Source organism: Streptomyces pimonensis (genome assembly GCF_041380215.1).
In the GTDB taxonomy this organism is placed as follows: Bacteria; Actinomycetota; Actinomycetes; order Streptomycetales; family Streptomycetaceae; genus Streptomyces; species Streptomyces pimonensis.
The window spans coordinates 201,512-220,879 of record NZ_JAHWZY010000003.1; the positions used below are offsets into that span (position 1 = coordinate 201,512).

The 19,368-nt window shown below is 72.7% G+C and carries 15 protein-coding genes; 9 read left to right on the forward strand and 6 right to left on the reverse strand.

The genetic code is table 11. The annotated features are described in order from the left end of the window. Position 1: 1 nt before the first annotated feature. The 4 genes from KYY02_RS05110 (at position 2) to msrA (ending at position 5,274) form a co-directional block, all read left to right on the forward strand. Positions 2-1,786 (forward strand): N-acetylglutaminylglutamine amidotransferase, encoded by a 1,785-nt coding sequence (locus KYY02_RS05110; protein WP_371236206.1) that lies wholly within the window; start codon positions 2-4, stop codon positions 1,784-1,786. A gap of 5 nt (positions 1,787-1,791) precedes the next feature. Next, positions 1,792-3,885 carry a S9 family peptidase gene (locus KYY02_RS05115; protein ID WP_371236207.1) on the forward strand — a complete coding sequence of 698 codons (2,094 nt, stop codon included), beginning with the start codon at positions 1,792-1,794 and terminating at the stop codon, positions 3,883-3,885. Positions 3,886-3,975: 90 nt separating this feature from the next. Then, on the forward strand, positions 3,976-4,419 hold the full coding sequence (locus KYY02_RS05120; RefSeq protein WP_371236208.1) for an ATP-binding protein: 444 nt from the start codon (positions 3,976-3,978) through the stop codon (positions 4,417-4,419). A 342-nt stretch (positions 4,420-4,761) separates the two neighbouring features. Beyond that, the gene (msrA, locus tag KYY02_RS05125) at positions 4,762-5,274 is read left to right on the forward strand and encodes a peptide-methionine (S)-S-oxide reductase MsrA (RefSeq protein ID WP_371236209.1); all 513 of its coding nucleotides are present in this window, start codon (positions 4,762-4,764) and stop codon (positions 5,272-5,274) included. A 45-nt stretch (positions 5,275-5,319) separates the two neighbouring features. Here msrA and KYY02_RS05130 read toward each other — a convergent pair whose 3' ends face one another. Then, the gene (locus tag KYY02_RS05130; protein WP_371236210.1) at positions 5,320-5,793 is read right to left on the reverse strand and encodes a carboxymuconolactone decarboxylase family protein; all 474 of its coding nucleotides are present in this window, start codon (positions 5,791-5,793) and stop codon (positions 5,320-5,322) included. A gap of 176 nt (positions 5,794-5,969) precedes the next feature. On the opposite strand from KYY02_RS05130, the gene KYY02_RS05135 reads away from it, so the two are divergent. From KYY02_RS05135 to KYY02_RS05155, 5 genes are all read left to right on the forward strand, one after another. Continuing rightward, entirely contained in the window at positions 5,970-6,194 is a 225-nt protein-coding gene (locus tag KYY02_RS05135; RefSeq protein ID WP_371236211.1) for a hypothetical protein, read from the forward strand. Positions 6,195-6,755: 561 nt separating this feature from the next. Next, a complete protein-coding gene (locus tag KYY02_RS05140; RefSeq protein WP_371236212.1) occupies positions 6,756-7,937 on the forward strand; it encodes a spore photoproduct lyase family protein in 1,182 nt (393 codons plus the stop codon). Positions 7,938-8,016: 79 nt separating this feature from the next. Next, positions 8,017-8,871: an ABC transporter ATP-binding protein gene (locus KYY02_RS05145; protein WP_371236213.1), complete on the forward strand. Its 855-nt coding sequence runs from the start codon at positions 8,017-8,019 to the stop codon at positions 8,869-8,871. Next, positions 8,868-9,845, forward strand: a complete 978-nt coding sequence (locus KYY02_RS05150; RefSeq protein WP_371236214.1) for an ABC transporter substrate-binding protein — start codon at positions 8,868-8,870, stop codon at positions 9,843-9,845. Before KYY02_RS05145 ends, KYY02_RS05150 begins: the two co-directional genes overlap by 4 nt. Positions 9,846-9,849: 4 nt before the next feature. Continuing rightward, positions 9,850-11,916 carry an iron ABC transporter permease gene (locus KYY02_RS05155; protein WP_371236215.1) on the forward strand — a complete coding sequence of 689 codons (2,067 nt, stop codon included), beginning with the start codon at positions 9,850-9,852 and terminating at the stop codon, positions 11,914-11,916. Positions 11,917-11,997: 81 nt separating this feature from the next. On the opposite strand, the gene KYY02_RS05160 is transcribed toward KYY02_RS05155, so the two are convergent. The 5 genes from KYY02_RS05160 to KYY02_RS05180 form a co-directional block, all read right to left on the reverse strand. Then, entirely contained in the window at positions 11,998-12,450 is a 453-nt protein-coding gene (locus KYY02_RS05160) for a phospholipase (RefSeq protein WP_371236216.1), read from the reverse strand. 285 nt (positions 12,451-12,735) lie between these two features. After that, complete coding sequence (locus KYY02_RS05165) at positions 12,736-14,775, reverse strand: RICIN domain-containing protein (protein WP_371236217.1); 2,040 nt, start codon at positions 14,773-14,775, stop codon at positions 12,736-12,738. Positions 14,776-14,892: 117 nt separating this feature from the next. Continuing rightward, the gene (locus KYY02_RS05170) at positions 14,893-16,935 is read right to left on the reverse strand and encodes a beta-galactosidase (protein ID WP_371236218.1); all 2,043 of its coding nucleotides are present in this window, start codon (positions 16,933-16,935) and stop codon (positions 14,893-14,895) included. 73 nt (positions 16,936-17,008) lie between these two features. Continuing rightward, positions 17,009-18,346 (reverse strand): ABC transporter substrate-binding protein, encoded by a 1,338-nt coding sequence (locus tag KYY02_RS05175; protein ID WP_371236219.1) that lies wholly within the window; start codon positions 18,344-18,346, stop codon positions 17,009-17,011. A gap of 77 nt (positions 18,347-18,423) precedes the next feature. Beyond that, positions 18,424-19,365, reverse strand: coding sequence for a carbohydrate ABC transporter permease (locus tag KYY02_RS05180; RefSeq protein WP_371236220.1), 942 nt, complete (start codon positions 19,363-19,365; stop codon positions 18,424-18,426). Positions 19,366-19,368: the final 3 nt, after the last annotated feature.

Below are 19,368 nucleotides of genomic sequence, written 5' to 3' on the forward strand. Positions count from 1 at the left end.
GATGTGCGGCCTCTGCGGGGAGATCCGGTTCGACGGCGGGCGGCCGGACATCGCGGCGCTGGAACGCATGACCGACCGCCTGGCGCCGCGCGGTCCCGACGGACGCGGCCTGTGGTCCCAGGGTCCCGTGGCCCTCGGACACCGTCGATTGAAGATCATCGACCTGTCGGACAGCGGCGCCCAGCCCATGGCCGACCCGCGCGCCGGTCTCGCCGGAGTCTTCAACGGTTGCGTGTACAACTACCGCGAGCTGCGGGACGAACTGCACGCGCTCGGCCACCGCTTCTTCTCGCAGTCCGACACCGAGGTGGTGCTCAAGGCCTACCAGGAGTGGGGCACCGACTGCGTGGAGCGCTTCCACGGCATGTTCGCCTTCGTGATCGTCGAGCAGGACACCGGGCGCGTCGTCCTGGCCCGTGACCGGCTGGGCGTCAAGCCGCTCTACCTGTCCGGCACGACCGAACGCCTGAGGTTCGCCTCCTCCCTGCCCGCGCTGCTCGCGGCCGGTGGCGTCGACACCTCGCTGGACCCCGTCGCACTGCACCAGTACCTCAGCTGGCACGCCACCGTCGCCGCGCCCCACACCGTCCTCAAGGGCGTGCGCAAGCTGCCCCCGGCCACGGTGCGCGTCGTCGAGCCCGACGGCACCCACCGCGATCACCGCTACTGGCACCCCGTCCACACCCGCCGCCCCGAGTACGCCGGCCTCGGCGCCGACGACTGGACCGACGCCGTACTGGGCGCCCTGCGCACCGCCGTACGCCGTCGCATGGTCGCCGACGTGCCGGTCGGAGTGCTGCTCTCGGGCGGTCTGGACTCCAGCCTGATCGTGGCCCTGCTGGCCGGCGAGGGCCAGCGGGACCTCGCGACCTTCAGCGTCGGCTTCGAGTCCGAGGGTGACGAGGAGGGCGACGAGTTCCACTACTCCGACCTCGTGGCCCGGCACTTCGACACCCGCCACCACCAGCTGATGGTTCCCTCCGACCGGGTCGCCGGCGCCCTGGACGGGGCGGTCCGCGCCATGAGCGAGCCCATGATGAGCCACGACGTGGTGGCCTTCCACCTGCTGTCCGAGCAGGTGGCCAAGGAGGTCAGGGTCGTGCAGAGCGGCCAGGGCGCCGACGAGGTGTTCGCCGGGTACGACTGGTACGCGCGGATGGCGGACGTGCCGCGCCCGCGCGCCGCCGAGGCGTACATCGACACCTACTTCGACCGCTCGCACGCCGATCTCGCGGCCATGGTCCACCCCGACCTGCTGCCCGGCCGCGACATCTCCGCCGAGTTCGTGCGCGCGCACATGGCGACCGAGGGCGCCGAGACGGCGCTCGACGCCGATCTCCGCCTCGACACGCTCGTGATGATGGTCGACGACCCGGTCAAGCGGGTCGACAACATGACGATGGACTGGGGCCTGGAGGCCAGGGTGCCGTTCCTCGACCACGAACTGGTCGAGCTGGCCGCGGCCTGCCCGCCCGAGCTGAAGCTCGCGGACGGCGGCAAGGGCGTCCTGAAGGCCGCCGGCCGCAAGGTCCTGCCGCGCCAGGTCGTCGACCGGCCCAAGGGCTACTTCCCCGTCCCGGCGATCAAGCACATGGCCGGGCCGGTCCTCCAGCGGGTCCGCGAGACCCTCACCGCTCCCGAGGCCAGGGCCCGCGGCGTCTTCCGCGAGGAGTACGTCGCCGAGCTGCTCGCCGCACCCAACGCGCACCGGACCAGGCGAGGGGCCAACACGCTGTGGCAGATCGCGCTGCTGGAGACATGGCTGCAGACGCACGGGATCCGATGACGCCCATGGAGACGCGCACCGACGCCACCACGCGGGCGCTTCCCGCACCCGAGCCCGCCCCGCTCGCCGACACCTCGACGCCGTACGACGCACCGCCCCCGGCCGTCCACGGCTGCTGGTACCCCTCGGTCGACCCAGGCGGCCGGCACGTCGCCTTCGTCTGCGACCGGGCCGGGGTACCGCAGCTGTGGACCGCCCCCGTGGACGGCGAGCAGGCGCACCGGCTCGACACCGACCCGAATCCGGTCACGGAGGTGTCCTGGTCCCCGGACGGGCGCTGGATCGCCTACACCGTGGCGCCGGACGGCGGTGAGCTCACCAGCGTCCTGTGCGTACGCCCCGACGGCACCGGGCGGCGCCTGCTGGCCGGCGGCGAACCGGGCACCTCCGCACGCCTGGGCTGCTGGCAGCACGACGGCTCGGCGGTCGCGGTGACCGTCACCGATTCCGCCCCGCCGGGGCGGCCCTTCGCCGCCCACCCCGGGGCGGACGGCGCCCCCCGCCCCGCCCGGGCGGGGCGCGACGGCCGTGCCGTGCTGCTGGAACCCGGCCCACCACGGCCCGGGCCCACCACCTGGGCCGGCGACGGCGACCGGACGAAGGCCGCCGAGGAACCGGAACCGAGGGCGCTCTCCGCCTATCTCGTCGACCCCGAGGGCGTGAGCGCCCCCGTGCTGCTGGCGAGCGAACGTGGCGCGGCCAACCAGCGCGTGTGCGACCTCAGCCGGGACGGCAGGTTCGCCCTGGTGTACCGGGGCCCCCGCGGACGCCGCGAGGCCCTCGTGGTCCGCACCGGCGACCGCGTGGTGACCTGCGCGCTGCCGGTCGCCGACGGCGACCCGTGGATCGGCGGCTTCTCACCGGACGCCGGAACCGTGTGGCTGCGCAGCGACGGCGACCGCGAACACGCGGCCCTCGTCGCCGCTCACCTCGATCCGCAGGGACATCTGATCGGCACCGCGGTGGCCGCCCAGCGCCCCGACTGCGGCCTGGAGCTGCTCGCCCTGGGCCGCGACGGGCGCAGCGCGGTGCTGGCGTGGAACGTGCGCGGAGTCAGCGAACTGGAGGTGACCGAGCTGACCGCCGCCCGGTCGCCCGACCTCCCGTCGTCCCGGTCCGCCTCCGCCGGTGCCGCACGGGCCGTCGGCCTGCCCCACGAGGTGGTCACGCGCATCGCGCCCACCGCCGATCCCGACGCCCCCGTCGTCGCGCTGTCCGGTTCCCGGCGCCATCCCGGAGTGTGGTGGCTGCCGCACGGACTGCCCCTGCGCACCCCGTGGTCCTCGCGCGACGAGGACGCGTTCCCCGAAGGCCGCACGCCGGTGCGCCCGGTGCCCATGAGCCCCGTGGCCCGCGACGGCCTCGTGCTGGGCGGCTGGTACTACCGTGCCCCGGGCCGCTCGCCCGGCGAACCGGCGCCGTGCGTCCTGCACCTGCACGGCGGGCCGGAGGAGCAGGAACGCCCGGTGCTCGAACCGCTCTACCTCGAACTGCTCGGCAGGGGACTGGACGTCTTCGCGCCCGACGTCCGCGGCTCCTCCGGCCACGGCCGCTCCTTCGTCGACGCCGACCTGGGCGCGGGGCGCTTCGACGCGATCAACGACGTCGCGGACTGCGCGGCGCACGTGATGGTGCGGGGCCTCGCGGACCCCCGGCGGATGGCCGTGATGGGCCGGTCGTACGGCGGCTATCTGGTGATGGCGTCCCTGGTGTGGCACCCGGACCTGTTCCGCACCGGCGTGGCGGTCTGCGGGATGTCGGACCTCACCACCTTCTTCGCCGGGACCGAGCCCTGGATCGCGCAGTCCGCCGCCCACAAGTACGGACACCCGGAGCACGACCGGGAACTGCTGCGCGCGCTGTCGCCGATGAACCGGATCGACGCCCTGCGGGTCCCGGTCCTCGCCGTGCACGGCGAGCACGACACCAACGTGCCCCCGGGGGAGTCCGAGCAGTTCGTCCGGGCCGCCAGGGAGCGCGGACTGGAAGCGGAACGCCTCCTGCTGCGCCATGAGGGACACGACTTCCGCCGTGCCGACAACCGGCGCCTGTTCCGCCGGACCGCCGCCGACTGGCTGGAAGGGCACCTGGCCGACTGAGATGCCGGAGGCACCTGTCACACTTCGGTGGCGTGCGGGGGAGCGATGCGGGTAGTCGCGCGATGTGATCGGTGAGTGAAGGCGGACCGGATGGAACCAGTTCCAGTCGACGAGGGGGACACGGTGCCCGGGGCGCCACGGCTGCAGGCTTCGTACGCCCTGGACGGGGACGGCGCCTGGATAGCCCAGGCGCGCCACCTCGCCGCCGCGTTCCTGACCCGGGCACGGGCGGAGGACGGCCTGCCGGTGTCGGCCCGCGCGGTGGAGATCACCCAGCTCGTGGTCAGCGAGCTGGTCACCAACGCCCGCAAGTACGCTCCGGGCCCCGTCGGTCTCGACCTGCGGGTGGCCGGCGACGTCGTCGAGGTGGCCGTCCGGGACGGCAACCCCGCGCCGCCGGTGGCCCGGAACGCGGACCCCGGCCGGGTGGGCCAGCACGGACTGGAGATCGTGATGGCCGTCGTCCAGGCCCTGGACGTACGGCAGGAGCCCGCCGGCAAGAGCATCACGGCCCGCATCTCGCTGCTCGCCTGAGCCCCGCCGGGCCCGCGGCCCGCTCGCCGTTCCCGGCCGGCAGCGACTGTCGCGACCGGAGGACCTCGCCGTGCACCGTGCGCCCCGGCGTCCGGCGGACCGCGCGACGGGAGCGGTCCGCGTCCGCCCGCGTGCGCGGTGGTCGTCCGGCGCGGGCGCGGGCAGACGCTGCTGCCGTCAGGCGCCTCGCGGACGGGCCGTACCCGGACGGGCGCGGACGCGCCGGTACGCCGCTGCCCGGCCCGCTGTCCCGGGGAGGCGGCGCAGCCGGAACAATGGGGCCGCCGGTGCGGTTCTCACTGACGAACGCCGCAGGACACCTGGGAGAAGGGCGAGACGAAGATGACGACGAACGAGGAGAGGGCGCTGCTCGCGGGCGGCTGCTTCTGGGGCATGCAGGAGCTGATCCGCACGTTCCCGGGCGTGCTGACCACCCGGGTGGGCTACAGCGGCGGTGACGTGCCGAACGCGACCTACCGCGACCACGGCACCCACGCCGAGTCGATCGAGATCACCTACGACCCCGCCGTCACCGACTACCGCGCGATCCTGGAGTACTTCTTCCAGATCCACGACCCGAGCACGAGGAACCGGCAGGGCAACGACATCGGGACCAGCTACCGCTCCGCCATCTTCTACGTCGACGACGAGCAGAAGCGCATCGCCGAGGAGACGATCGCCGATGTGAACGCCTCGGGACTGTGGCCGGGCCCCGTGGTGACCGAGGTCGTGCCGGCCGGCCCGTTCTGGGAGGCCGAGCCGGAGCACCAGGACTACCTCCAGCGCTACCCGGACGGCTACACCTGCCACTTCCCGCGGCCCGGCTGGCGCCTGCCGAAGCGCGCGGAGGCCTGACCGAAGGCCCGTCCCGACCCGCCGGGCCGGGGCGGGCGCGCCCGGTCAGCCGAACTGGCCGGGCCGGTAACCGCCGGCGGGCTGCCGGTTGATGACGTTGACGCGGTTGTAGGCGTTGATCAGCGAGATCAGCGAGATCAGCGCGACGAGCTGGTCCTCGTCATAGTGCTTGGCCGCGTTGGCCCAGACCTCTTCGCTGACGCCACCGGCCGTGTCGGCGAGCCGGGTGCCCTCCTCCGCCAGCTCCAGCGCGGCCCGCTCCGCCTCGGTGAAGACGGTGGCCTCCCGCCAGGCGGCGACCAGATGGAGCCGGACCGACGTCTCCCCGGCCGCGGCGGCGTCCTTGGTGTGCATGTCGGTGCAGAAGCCGCAGCCGTTGATCTGACTGGCGCGGATCTTCACCAGTTCCTGGGTGGCGTGCGGCAGCCCGGAGTCCGTCACCGCCCTGCCCGCCGAGTTGATGTGCTTCAGCACCTTGGCCGCGAGGGGGTTGGCGAAGAAGTCGATGCGCGCTTCCATGATGATCTCCTGGTCGGTTCTTGCGGTTACGCAGAACTGACGGACGGGCTCCGCTTCGTGTGACCGGAACGGGGGTGTGACCTACGTCTCTCTGTTGGGCGGCACCGCGCAGCGTACCGTTCCCGGGGCACCGGACGACCGATAACCTGGCCGGATGGACGGGGAGCGGAGCGTCGGTGAGTGAGCGTCGGGAACGCGACTGGACGGACATGACGCCCGGGGACTTCGATCTCGACGCCCCGTTGTGCCTCAACGTGGGGACCGGCCCCGTCGTGGTCCCCGCCGAGCCGGACGAGTGCGGCACGGCCCCGCTGTTCGGGGAGGAGACCCCGGCGCGGGGCCCCGGACCGCGCCGTACCCCGCGCCGGACCGCCCCCGCCGAGCAGGGGCAGCTGTTCTGAATCCGGCGTGGGGAGCCGTCACGCTCAGGGGGACCGCGTGACCTCGGACAGGACGGTGTCCGTGCCCGAGGCGGGCCAGCCCGGTCGTCGACGACGTGGCGGTGCCGTCGCTCGCCGCCGAGCGGGACCACCTGCGGGCGCCGCATCGTGGTGCCGGGCTTCACCGGCACCCGGAATCCGCGGCGGCCGGGGCCTGGGCGGCGGGCGGGGCGACGAGCGCCGCCGTGGCGGCGAACGCCGCATCCGGGGCTCTGCGTCTCGGACGGTCCGCGTGCTCCGTCTCATGCGTCGGCCTTCCGCTGGTGCGGTGGGGATGCGGGCGAGCCCGCGTGTGCGTGGGCCGGGGCGGCCGGACGGCTGTCGGCGGGGGTCCGGCGGTCGGTCCGGACCAGGTCGTGGCGGGGTACGTGCCACCCGCCGGCCGCGCGGGACCGGTGAGCCGAGGTCCGGTCGGCCGAGGTGTGCCGTCCCGTCGCCGTACAGTGGAGGGACGGCCGGATTCCGACGGAACCGGTCGGCGGGCACCCGTACCGCCTCCCCGCCCGAGAAGCCGGTCAGGACATGCGTCACCACCCCTCCCCGTTCCACGGCCCGCAGGAACCGCTCTTCGGCCTCGACGCGTTGCCGGTGGAGCCGGCGGCCGAGCCGACGCCGTCCGCTCCCGCCTTCCGGGACTCCGCGCAGGCGCGGCGGCTTCTCGCGATCCGGGAGATCCACGCCGAACCGGCCGCCGCCGCCTCGCCCCGCGGGCGGCAGATCCTCGCCAGGTTCCCCGGCGCCCGGCTGATCGAGACGGACTCCCACTGGCGCGTCCCCGAGCTGCACGGCAACGAGGGCAGCGCCGACCGCTGGATGCGGATCAAGCGCGAGATCCTCGTACTGGGCGTGAAGAAGACGCTCACCACACGCCCCAACGGCCGCTCCGCCGACTGGATCGCCCCCGGCCCGTCCAACGGCTGCGCCCTGTCCTGCGTGTACTGCTACGTGCCCCGCCGCAAGGGCTTCGCCAACCCGATCACCCTCTTCACCAACATCGACCGGATCATCGCCCACCTCGGCCGCCACGTCGCCGCCCAGGGCCCCAAGACGGAGCCCAACCAGTGCGACCCCGGGGCCTGGGTGTACGACATCGGGGAGAACGGCGACTGCTCCGTCGACGCCCTCGTCTGTGACAACACCGCCGACCTGGTGCGCGCCTTCCGCGGCTGGCCCACCGCGAAGGCGTCCTTCGCGACCAAGTTCGTCAACCCCGACCTGCTGGGGCTCGACCCGCGCGGCCGCACCCGCATCCGGTTCTCGGTGATGCCGGCCGACGACTCCCGCCTGCTGGACCTGCGCACCAGCCCGGTCGACCGGCGGATCGCCGCCGCCGCGGACTTCCTCGACGCCGGGTACGAGGTGCACTTCAACCTCTCGCCCGTCGTCGTCCGCCCCGGCTGGCAGGACGCCTGGGCCGAGCTGCTGCGGCACATGGACGACGTACTGCCGCAGCGGGTGAAGCGGCAGGCCCGCGCCGAGGTCATCATGCTCACCCACAACGCGGACCTGCACGAGGTCAACCTCCGCTGGCATCCGCGTGGCGAGGACGTGCTGTGGCAGCCCTCCGCGCAGGAGGCCAAACGCTCCCAGAACGGCGCCCTCAACCTCCGCTACCGCGCCGACATCAAGCGCCGGGCCCTCGTGGACCTGCGTGAACTGGTCGCCCGGCACGCACCCTGGCTCGATATCCGCTACGCCTTCTGACGGGACGCGTGAATGCGTTCCGGCTTCCTCACAGGTCACCCCTCGGTAACGGTGACTTAGGTTAGGCTAACCTTGCCTTGTGATTCCTGCTGAAGAGGCGGCCCCGGGCCCGCGCGGCCATCGACTGTCGGCCACCGATGTGACCGTGGCGTACGACGGCACCGACGTCGTGCACGACGCGGCGCTGACCCTGCGACCCGGCGAAGTGACCGCCCTGGTGGGTCCGAACGGCAGCGGCAAGTCGACCCTGCTGCGCACCGTCGCCCGGCTGCAACGGCCGCGGAGCGCCACACTCACGCTCGACGCCGGAACGGACGCACTGGCCCTCGGCCCCCGGGAGTTCTCCCGCCGCGTCGCCCTGCTGCTCCAGGGACGTCCCACCCCCAGCGGCCTCAGCGTGCGGGACGTCGTCGAGTTCGGCCGCTACCCGCACCGCGGCCGGTGGGGCGGCACGGACCCCGGTGGCCGCGCCGCCGTGGACCGCGCCCTCGCCCTCACCGGCGTCGCCGGACTCGCCGAGCGCGGGGCCGAACACCTCTCCGGAGGGCAGCTCCAGCGCGTGTGGCTGGCCGGCTGTCTCGCCCAGGAGACCGGCGTCCTCCTCCTCGACGAACCGACCACCTACCTCGACCTGCGCTACCAGGTCGAACTCCTCGACCTGATGCGCGACCTGGCCGACGAGCACGGCATCGCCGTCGGCGTCGTCCTGCACGACCTCGACCAGGCGGCGGCCGTCGCCGACCGGATCGTGCTCCTCGCGGCCGGACGCGTCGTCGCCGAGGGCCTGCCCGAGGACGTCCTCACCCCGCAGCGGCTGACCGAGGTCTACGGCATCCGGATCGAGGTCGACACCGACCCCCTCACCGGCCGGCTGCGCACCCGCGCCATCGGCCGTCACCACACCCGAAGCGAAAGGCTCGGCACCACCTCATGAGACGACTCCCGCTCACCGCCCCCCTGGCCGCCGCCGCTCTGCTGCTGGCGGCCTGCGGCACCACCGAACCCGCCGCCGACGCCGGCGCCGAGCAGTCCGCGCAGGCCATCACCCTCACCGACGCCACCGGCGCGAAGGTGGAGCTGGACGGCCCCGCCGAGAAGGTCGTCGGCACCGAGTGGAACGTCGTCGAGCACCTGGTCTCCCTCGGTGTCGACCCGGTGGGCGTCGCCGACGTCAAGGGCTACAACACCTGGGACGCCGCCGTCCCGCTCAAGAACGAGCCCAAGGACATCGGCACCCGCGGCGAGCCCAGCATGGACACCATCGCCTCGCTCAAGCCCGACCTCATCGTCGCCACCACCGACCTGCAGCCGGACGCCGTCAGACAGCTGCGCAAGGTCGCCCCGGTCCTGGAGGTGAAGCCCGCCGACGCCGCCGACCCGATCGGGCAGATGCTGAGGAACGTCGACCTCATCGCCGAGGCCACCGGCACCACCGAGCGCGCGGCCACGCTGAGGAAGGACTTCGAGGCCGAGCTCGCCGAGGGGCACAGGACCCTCGCCGCCGCCGGTCTGGACGGCGCGGAGATCGCCTTCGCCGACGGCTACGTCACCTCCAACCAGGTCTCCGTGCGCCCCTACACCTCCGGTTCGCTGATCGGCGCCGTCAACGAGCGGCTCGGACTGGAGAACGCCTGGAAGCAGAAGGGCGACGAGGCCTACGGCCTGGCCGCCACCGACGTCGAGGGACTGACCGGCCTGGGCGAGGTCCGGTTCGCCTACATCGGCAACGACGGCGACGCCGCCAGCGACCCCTTCGGCAAGGAGCTTGCCGACAACGCCGTGTGGAAGTCGCTGCCCTTCGTGAAGTCCGGTGACGTCCACCGGCTGGACGACGGCATCTGGATGTTCGGCGGCACCGGCTCGATGGAGGCGTACGCCGACGCCCTCGTCGCCTCGCTGACGAAGTAGCGCGATGGCCGTCACCGCCACCACTCCCACCGTCCGTCCGGCGACGGTGTCGTCCCGGGCGGGCGCGGCCGCGGTGACGACCGCGCTGGTGCTCCTGGTCGCCGCCCTCGCCGTCGTCGACATCGCCCAGGGCACCGCCGCGGTCGGCCCGGCCGAGGTCCTCAAGGCCCTCACCGGCCGGGCCGACCCGGCCGACGCGTCCGTCGTCATCGCCTCACGGCTGCCCCGCATGACCGCCGGGCTCCTCGTGGGCGCGGCCCTCGGCACGGCCGGCGTCGCCCTGCAGGCCGTCAGCCGCAACGTCCTGGCCTCCCCGGACACCCTCGCCGTCAACGCGGGCTCCTACTTCGCCCTCGGCATCACCGCCGTCACCGGCGTGTCCCTGCCGCTGCTCGCCTCCTCGGGCATCGCCTTCGCCGGCGGGCTCGCGGCGGCGGCCGTCGTCCTCGGACTGTCGGGGCTCGGCACCGGCACCGTACGGCTGGTGCTCGCCGGCACCGCGCTCGCCCTCGGGCTCACCGCCGTCACCGAGGGGCTGCTCCTGCTGTTCCCGCAGCAGACCGAGGGCCTCTACCGGTGGAACCAGGGCAGCATCGGCCAGAACGGCTTCGACGGTGTCCTCCAGACGCTGCCCGTCGCCGTCCTCGCACTCGTCGGGCTGCTGCTCATCGCCCGCCGGATCGACGCCCTCGCCCTCGGCGACGACGCGGCCCGCGGACTCGGCGTCCCGGTGCGGTCCACCCGCGTCACGGCCGTCGTCCTGGCGACCCTGCTCTCCGCGGCGGCCGTCACCCTGGCCGGCCCGATCGGCTTCGTCGGCCTGTGCGCCCCGGCCCTCGCCCGCCCGCTCGCCCGCCGGGCCCGTGGGCTGCGGCGGCTGCGGGCGGGCGTGCCGGTCGCGGGCCTCGTCGGCGCCGCGCTGGTGCTCGGGGCGGACGTGCTGCTGCGCGCGTTCGCCGGCGCGGACACCGCCGTCGCGGTCCCCACCGGCGTGGTCACCAGCCTCGTCGGCGCGACGTTCCTGGTGGTGATGGCGGCCCGGCTCCGCGACACCGCCGGCGCCGCCGCACCGGACAAGCTGCGCATCCGCAGCCGCGCCGTCCTCCTCACCACGCTCACCGTGCTGTCGGTCGTCCTGGTCGGCGTCACCGTCGCCGCCGTCCTGCTGGGGGACAGCAAGCTGCTGCTGGGCGACGTGGTCAACTGGGCACAGGGCAGAGCGGGCAGGACCGTCTCCTTCGTGCTGGACACCCGTGTGCCCCGGGTGTTCGCCGCGCTCCTGGCCGGAGCGGCGCTCGCGCTGGCCGGCACCCTGGTGCAGGCCGTCACCCGCAACCCGCTCGCGGAGCCCGCCGTCCTCGGGGTCTCCGGCGGCGGCGCGCTCGGTGCGGTGATCCTCGTGACCACGGTCCCCGCCGCCGGGGGCTGGGGCGTCGCCGGGGCGGCCTTCGCCGGATCCGCGGTCACCGCGGTCGTCGTGTTCGGCCTCGCCGCACGCGGTGGCTACCAGCAGAACCGGCTGGTGCTCGTCGGCATCGGCGCCGCGACCGCGACGACGGCCCTGATCAGCCTGCTGATCGTGCTCACCGACCCGTTCAACGCGACCAAGGCGCTCACCTGGCTGTCGGGCTCCACCTACGGCCGGACCCTGCCCGACGTCCTCCCTCTCGCCGTCGTCCTCGCGGCCGGTGTCGCGGCGGCCGGAGCACGGCACCGGGAACTCGACCTGGTCTCCCTCGACGAGGACACCCCCCGGCTCCTCGGACTCGACCTGGCGCGCGGGAGACTGGGCCTCCTCGTCCTGAGCGTGCTGCTCAGCGCCACCGCCGTCGCCGCCGCGGGCACCGTCGGCTTCGTCGGCCTGGTCGCCCCGCACGCGGCGCGCGCCCTCGTCGGACGGCGGCACAGCCGCGTCCTGCCGGTCGCGCTGCTCCTCGGTGCCGTCCTGGTGTGCACGGCCGACCTGGTGGGCCGCACCGCGATCGCCCCCGCCCAACTGGGCGCCGGCCTGATGACGGCCGTGATCGGAACGCCGTACTTCCTGTACGTGCTGGTGCGCAGCCGCCGGTAGTCCGCGCGGGCCGGCGGCGCACCGCCGCCGGCCCGTCGGGCGGCCGGCGGCGGTGGGACCGGGCCTGGTGGAACGGTGGACTCAGCCAAAGGCCCTGACGGCCTGGTAGTACGTCCACGCGGTGCTGTTGCAGGCGGTCTTCGTGGCGCCGCCGTAGCCGTTGCAGACACGCTTGAGGTCCTCGTAGAAGGCGCTGTCGAGCCGTGTCTTGTTGGCGCTGAACGTGCCCGCGGCCTTGTAGTTGCGGTAGCCGAAGTCGTGGCGGGCGCAGGCGGTCGAGAACGGGAAGCCGAAGGGGTTGTCCGGGGAGGAGGAGCAGTAGTCGGTGGACCAGTCGAACTGGTAGGCCGACCAGGCGGATCGGTTGGCACGGGCCGCGGTCCAAAGGCTGTAGCTCGACGAGCTGGTCTGCGTCCAGCTCGCGAGGACCTGGGGCTTGTCTGCGGGTACGGCGTCGGCGGCGGTGGCGGTGCCGAGGACACCGGCCAGGGCCAGGGTCGGGGCGGCGAGTGCGGTGGCGAGCCTTCGGTGCATCCCACACCTCCATGAGACTGCGACCCGGCCATCGGGCCGCAGGTTCATGCCAAAACATTGCCGGAGGTGTCTGTCCTCCCCTCCACGCGCCGCCCAAGGAATCATGAACTCCCGGATGCGGGACCCCGGCCCATGGCCGTGGATTCAAGGGACGAAATCCTTTTCAACGGCGGCGCACCTCGTGCTCGGCGTCGTCGTGTGCCGCTGGTGTTCCCCACGAGTGTCGGGGGAAGCGGCCCGGCCGCACCGCCGTGCGGGCGGTGCGGCCGAGCGGGACGGGATCGGTCAGTCCGTGACGTCCGTGACCGTCCAGCGCTGGTTGGAACCGGAGTTGGGCTGCCACGTCGTGACCGCGGCACCCTCGTGCGTGGCCTGTCCGCCGACCTCCAGGAGGCGGCCGGTGGCAGCGTTCACCAGGGTCCAGGTGCCGTCACCCGTGGTCGACATGATCCATTCGGCGGCCGGGTCCCGCTCACCGGTGTGCGGTTCGGCCACCGGGACGTCGTCGCGCACGGCCAGCCGCTCACCGTCCACCGGGCTGGTGAACTCGTAGCGCTTACGCACGCCGTCGTCGGGGCGCACCGCGCTCAGCCGCCACTGCTGGGACGCGGAGCCGTCGCCGGTGCCGATGACGAGCTTCGTGCCGTCGTCCGCCACGGTGACCGCCTTGCCGCTCTGCACGCCGGTGAGGGTGTAGGTGTGACCCTTGCGCAGCAGCGGGGCGTCCTTCGCGACGCCGGAGACGCCCTGGACGACGAAGGACGTCACCGACCGGGCGGGCACGGTGAAGGTGGCCGCGCGGTCGGTGACCTTGACGGCCCGGTGCCGCTCCAGCTTTCCGTCGGCGCTGGTCACCACGGGGGTGACGGTCGCGTTGCGGCTGACAGTGCGGAACTTGGACAAATCGACGGTGACGTTGCGGGCCTCGGCGGTGCTGTTGACGTGGACGAGCGAGGCGCCCCTGCCGTTCTTCGTCACCGCCGCCGCGCTGGAGGTGTCGTCCACCTTGATCAGCCGGTCGCCCGGCCTGATGAAGTGGGTGAAGTTGCGGGCGGTGTCGAACTTGGTGTTCGTGCGGATGGGGCAGGTCTCGAGGGTGTCCTCGGAGGTGCAGCTGAAGGGGAGCTGGATCTCGCCCCAGTTGCCGCCCCTGGCGGACTCGCCGCCGGGCTTCATGTTGTCGTAGTCCTCGACGGGCTGCCAGAACACCCAGGCGCGCGGCTCCAGTTCACGCAGGTCGTCGACGATGCGCTGGGCGAGGCCGAGACCGGGACGCATGTCCGTGAAGCTCTGTCCGTCGCCCCAGTCGCCCTCGACCTCGCTCATCCACAGCCGCTTGTCCTCGGCCTTGGCGATGTCGCGCACGGTGGTGCGCTGGCCGGTTCCGTAGGTGTGGACGTTCATCTGGCCGACGAGGTCACGCGTCCCGGGTGAGTAGGCGTTCCAGTTCTGTGCGAAGACCGACGGGTTGGTCTCGTCCATGGCGGATATCTCCGCCTTGGTCCTCGCCTTCCTCAGCGCCGGGGCGAGCGCGTGGAGCACCTTCTCCTGGAGCGCGGGGCCGATGTGGGCGCCCTCCTGACGTCCGCCGACGGGTTCGCCGTCCGTGCCGAGGCGGGTGCTCCAGTAGGTGGTGTTCGGCTCGTTGAAGGGGTCGACGGTGTCGACCTCGATGCCGTGCGCCTTCTCCAGCCGCTGGGTGGCGCCCGCCAGGTAGGCGGCGAAGTCGTCGACCGACTCGGTCTTCAGCTGGTCGGCGGTGGCGTCGAACCCACCGGACACGTAGCCGCTGACCGTCATGAACCAGGGCGGGGAGTTGCTGAAGGTCTCCCAGTGGGTGATGTCCTTCTTGATGCGGTCCACCCACCAGCGCTGGGTGGCGTCGGCGTTCTCGTTCCAGTCGGCGGGGTCCTCGGCGTCCCACCAGCCGGTGTCCTCCCGGGTGGTGCCGGCGGGCGCCCTCCACCAGCCCTCGACCGCGCCGCCGGCCCGCAGGTAGTCCCGCACGTCGGGCGCGTTGCCGCCGCCGATGTTGTACCGGGCGATGTTCAGGGCGAGCCCGTCGTCGCCGAACAGCAGCCGCGCGAGCTCCTCGCGGACCTCCGGCGGGTAGTCGCCGGTGGCGTTGGCGAACCAGACGAGGCTGGTGCCCCAGCCCTCGAACTCCTCCTGCTGATAGGAGGGGTCGGGCCGGACGGTGACGGAGGGGAGGTCCGCGGCCTGGGCGGCGGACGTCGGCCCGGGGATCAGGGCGGCCCCGGTGGCCAGGGCTACGGTGAGCCCGGCGGCCGTGAGGAGCCGTCTGTTGCGGTTGCGGCGTGCCATCGGTGTGCTCCCAACAGTGAGGTGTGGTCGCGCTCGGGTGGCCCCCCGCCGCGCCGGCGGCCGACGGGAGGGGGCGGCCCCCGGAACAGGTGCGTGCCGTTCCGGGGGCCGTGGGTGTCAGGCGGCGGGCTGCCGCAGTACGGCGACCGCGCGGGGCCCGAGTGCGAGGGTGCCGTCGGCGCCGGTGGTGCCGACGAGCACCTCCCCGTCGAGGCCGTGCACCGGGACGGTGCCGTCGGTCCGGTTCACCAGGAACAGGAACCGGTTCTCGGCGTCCCGGCGTACGACCGGCTCGATGGATCCCCGTACTCCGGCCGGGAGTTCGCTCTCCACACCGGCCGGCCCCAGCAGCCGCGGCAGCAGTGAGGTGAGCCCCTCGGCACCGAGCCGGGTGGAGACGTACGCGGCGGAACCCCTGCCCGTCGGACGCCGGGTGACGGCGGGCCTGCCCGCCTGCTCGCCGGTGCGGTAGCGGGCCAGGACCTCGGTCCCGGCCCCGGTCACGGTGATCCGGTCGGTCCACAGGACGCCGGTCGTGCCGTCGTCGAGCTCCACGCTGTCACCGGCGAGCAGCGGCCCGAACTCCTCGATGCGGATGCCGAGCAGGTCCCGCAGGGCGCCCGGATAGCCGCCGAGCCAGACGTGGTCGTGCTCGTCGACGACACCGGAGAAGTACGTGGTGATCAGATGGCCGCCCTGCTCGGCGTACCGGGTGAGGGTCTTCGCCAGGTCGGCGGTGACCAGGTGCAGCACGGGGGCGATCAGCACCTGGTGGCGGTGCAGGTCGGCCCGGGTGGTGACGAGGTCGGCGCGGATGCCGAGGGCGAGGAGCGCCGAGTACCAGTCGAGCGCCTCCTGCCGGTAGTCGAGCAGGGAGGTGGGATGGGAGTCCTGTTCGCTCGCCCACCACGACTCCCAGTCGTAGAGGATGCCGACCCGGGCGGGCTCCCGCTCGGTCCCGGCGACCGGCGCGAGGGCCTTGAGGGTGGCGCCGAGCGCGGTCACCGCGCGGAACAGTTCGCTGTCCGCGCCGGCGTGCGGGACCATCGCCGAGTGGTACTTCTCGGCGCCCGCCGCCGACTGCCGCCACTGGAAGAAGCACACGGCGTCGGCACCGTGGGCGACGTGCAGCAGCGAGTCGCGGGCCAGGTCGCCCGGGCGCTTGGCCACGTTGACGGGCTGCCAGTTGACGGCGCTGGTGGAGTGCTCCATCAGGAACCAGGGCCGCCCGCCGGAGATGCCGCTGGTGAGGTTGGCGGAGAAGGACAGCTCGTCGCGGTCCTGCGGGCCGGGGTGGACATAGTGGTCGTTGGAGACGAAGTCGATCTCGCCGGCCCAGTCGGGGTAGTTCATCCCCTTGGTGCCGCCCATCACCATGAAGTTGGTGGTGACGGGGACGTCCGGCGTGAGCTCCCGCAGGATCTCCCGCTCGGCGCGCAGATGCTCCTTCAGCGCGTCCGAGGAGAACCGCTTGAAGTCCAGCTGCTGGGTGGGGTTGGGGTGGGAGGCGGCCAGCCGCGGCGGCAGGATCTGCTCCCAGTCGGTGTACCGCTGCGACCAGAACGCCGTGCCCCAGGCGGTGTTGAGCGCCTCCACCGTGGAGTAGCGGGCGCGCAGCCAGACCCGGAAGGCGCGGGCCGCGTCGTCGGAGTAGTCGTAGACGTTGTGGCAGCCCAGCTCGTTGTTGACGTGCCAGGCGACGAGCGCGGGGTGACCGGCGTAGCGGGTCGCCAGCTCCCGGACCAGACGCAGCGCGTACCGGCGGAAAACGGGCGAGGTGGGCCGCCAGTGCTGGCGTGCACCCGGCCACAGCGTCTCACCGGTGGCGGTGACCGGCAGGATCTCCGGGTGGGCCGTGGTGAGCCAGGGCGGCGGGGAGGCGGTGGCGGTGGCGAGGTCGACGCCGACGCCGCCCTCGTGCAGCAGGTCCATCACTTCGTCCAGCCAGGCGAAGTCCCAGGTGTCCTCGGCCGGTTGCAGACGGGCCCAGGAGAAGATCCCCACGGACACGAGGTTCACGCCGGCCTCCCGCATCAGCCGGACGTCCTCCTCCCACACGGTGCGGGGCCACTGCTCGGGGTTGTAGTCGGCGCCGTAGACGAGGCGAGGGGCGGGGTCACCGTCCGCACCGCCCGTGCGGGACAGGAGGGTGGAGATCATGGCGGTCCTTCCGAGGTGTGGTGCACGGGGGCGGCGCGGAGTCCGCCCGCGCCGCCCTGCGTCTGGTGCCGTCCTACTTCTCGACGGTGAAGCCCTGCTCCTCGGCGTACTTCACCGAGGCGTCCTGCCAGGCCTTCAGACCGTCCGCGAGCGTGGTGTCCGAGACGTAGGCCTTGCCGACCGTGTCGTTGAAGACCGAGTTGGCGTACTGCTGGAACGGCAGGTACGACCAGTCGCTGGCGACGTTCGCGGCGGACTCGGCGAAGATCTTGTTCGCCTCCTGGCCGCCGAGGTAGTCGAACTTGGTGCTCCGGAAGTCGGCGGACTGCAGTTCCGCCTTGGTGGCCGGGAAGGCGCCCTGCTCCACGCGGGTCCGGACGCCGTCACCGGAGTTCGCGTACTCCACGAAGGCGTAGGCGAGTTCCTTGTTCTTGCCGAGCGAGGGCAGGGTCAGCGAGCTGCCGCCGTTCTCCGCGCTGGCCTTGTCGCCCTCGGTCCAGGCCGGCATCGGGGCCGCGCGCCAGTCGCCGGCCGCGTTCGGCACGCCGCTGACGAAGTTGGCGGGCATCCAGGCACCGGTGGTCAGGGTGGCGATGGTGCCGTCGCCCAGGCCCTTGTACCACTCGTCGGTCCAGCTGTTGACCGGGGCGAGGAGCTTCTCGTCGATGAGCTTCTGCCAGGTGTCCGTGTACTTCTTGGTCTTCGCGTCACCGAAGTCGACCTTCACTTCGGTGCCGTCGACCTTGTACGGACGCGCGCCGGCCTGCCACAGCATGCTGGTGGTGAAGCCGGCGTCGCCGGCGTCGTTGGCGATGTAGACCTTGGGGTCGGCCCTGTGCAGCTTGCGCGCGGCGTCGACGTACTCGTCCCAGGTGGTCGGGACGGCGATCTCGTGCTTGTCGAAGACCCTCTTGTTGTAGAACATCGCCATCGGGCCGGAGTCCATCGGCAGGCCGTGGACCGCCTTGTCCTCGCTCACGGCGTTCCACGGACCGGGCGTGTACTTGGAGGCCAGCTTGTCGGCGCCGAAGAGGGACAGGTCGGTGAGGCCCTTGCCGAGGGCGTACTGGTTCACCGCGAAGTACTCGATCTGCGCGACGTCCGGGACGCCCTTCTCGGCCGATATCGCGTTCGACAGCGCGGTGTAGTGCTTGTCGCCCGACCGCTCGCTGACGAGGTTGATCTTTACCTTCGGGTACTTCTTCTCGAAGTCGGCGGCGACCGTCTTCAACGTGGGCTCCCAGGACCACACCGTCACCGTGCCGCCCTTCTTCAGGGCCGCCTGGATGTCGGAGGCGGAGACCGCCTCGTCGGTGGAGCCGTCGTCGGAGCCGCCGCAGGCGGTGGCGCCCAGGGCCACGGCGGACAGAAGGGCGATGCCGCGCAGCAGGCGGCCGGTGTTTCTGCGCATGAGGGTGCTTCCACTTCTTCGTGGGCGGGACGGGGCGAGGGTGGGGATGCGGATCGAGAGGGCTGTGGGCCGCGCGGTCACTCCTTGACGCTGCCCGCGGCGAGACCCGACTGCCAGTACTTCTGGAGCAGCAGGAACGCGGCGATGAGCGGCAGGATGGTGAGCAGCGAACCGGTGATCACCAGGTTGAAGATGACCTCGCCGCCGACGGTCTCGGCCTGGGAGTTCCACGCGCTCAGACCGAGCGTCAGCGGGTACCAGTCCGGGTCCTTGAGCATGATCAGCGGCAGGAAGTAGTTGTTCCAGGTGGCGACCGTGGTGAACAGCAGCACGGTCACGATGCCGGGGGCGAGCAGCGGGAGGGCGACGGTGAAGAAGGTGCGCGCCTCGCCGGCCCCGTCGATGCGGGCGGCCTCGAGGAGTTCGGTGGGGATGGCCTCGGTGGCGAACACCCACATCAGGTACAGGCCGAACGGCGAGACCAGCGAGGGGATGATCACCGCCCAGGGGGTGTCGGTCAGGCCCATCTTGCTGAACATCAGGAAGGTGGGCACCGCGAGGGCCGTGCCGGGCACCGCCACCGCGCCGATGACCGTGGCGAAGACGCCGCGCTTGCCGGGGAAGTCGAACTTCGCCAGCGCGTAACCGCCGAGGACCGCGAGGAGGGTGGCCCCGCCGGCGCCCAGCACCACGTACAGCAGGGTGTTCAGCAGCCAGCGCGTGAACACGCCGTCGTGGTAGGTGAACGTGTCGCGGATGTTGTCCCACAGCGCGAAGTCGTCGGCGAACCACATCCCGGACGAGTCGGCCAGACCCGCCTGGGTCTTGGTGGCGTTGACGACCAGCCAGATCAGCGGCACGACGGTGTAGACGACGACCAGGGAGGTCAGCACGGTCAGCAGCACGCTGCGCCCGGGCTTGTCGGCGGAGCGCCTGCGCGTTCCGCGCAGCCGTGGTGCGCCGCGGCCGGGGACCTTGGCGGGTGCGGCCGGGGAGGCGGTGGTGAGAGGGCTGCTCATCGG

Coding starts and splice junctions, on each gene's coding strand:
- KYY02_RS05170 (WP_371236218.1), bottom strand. CDS start 16,935: ATGATCTCCACCCTCCTGTCCCGCACGGGCGGTGCGGACGGTGACCCC.
- KYY02_RS05155 (WP_371236215.1), top strand. CDS start 9,850: ATGGCCGTCACCGCCACCACTCCCACCGTCCGTCCGGCGACGGTGTCG.
- KYY02_RS05165 (WP_371236217.1), bottom strand. CDS start 14,775: ATGGCACGCCGCAACCGCAACAGACGGCTCCTCACGGCCGCCGGGCTC.
- KYY02_RS05150 (WP_371236214.1), top strand. CDS start 8,868: ATGAGACGACTCCCGCTCACCGCCCCCCTGGCCGCCGCCGCTCTGCTG.
- KYY02_RS05115 (WP_371236207.1), top strand. CDS start 1,792: ATGGAGACGCGCACCGACGCCACCACGCGGGCGCTTCCCGCACCCGAG.
- KYY02_RS05180 (WP_371236220.1), bottom strand. CDS start 19,365: ATGAGCAGCCCTCTCACCACCGCCTCCCCGGCCGCACCCGCCAAGGTC.
- KYY02_RS05140 (WP_371236212.1), top strand. CDS start 6,756: ATGCGTCACCACCCCTCCCCGTTCCACGGCCCGCAGGAACCGCTCTTC.
- KYY02_RS05175 (WP_371236219.1), bottom strand. CDS start 18,346: ATGCGCAGAAACACCGGCCGCCTGCTGCGCGGCATCGCCCTTCTGTCC.
- msrA (WP_371236209.1), top strand. CDS start 4,762: ATGACGACGAACGAGGAGAGGGCGCTGCTCGCGGGCGGCTGCTTCTGG.
- KYY02_RS05130 (WP_371236210.1), bottom strand. CDS start 5,793: ATGGAAGCGCGCATCGACTTCTTCGCCAACCCCCTCGCGGCCAAGGTG.
- KYY02_RS05120 (WP_371236208.1), top strand. CDS start 3,976: ATGGAACCAGTTCCAGTCGACGAGGGGGACACGGTGCCCGGGGCGCCA.
- KYY02_RS05160 (WP_371236216.1), bottom strand. CDS start 12,450: ATGCACCGAAGGCTCGCCACCGCACTCGCCGCCCCGACCCTGGCCCTG.
- KYY02_RS05110 (WP_371236206.1), top strand. CDS start 2: ATGTGCGGCCTCTGCGGGGAGATCCGGTTCGACGGCGGGCGGCCGGAC.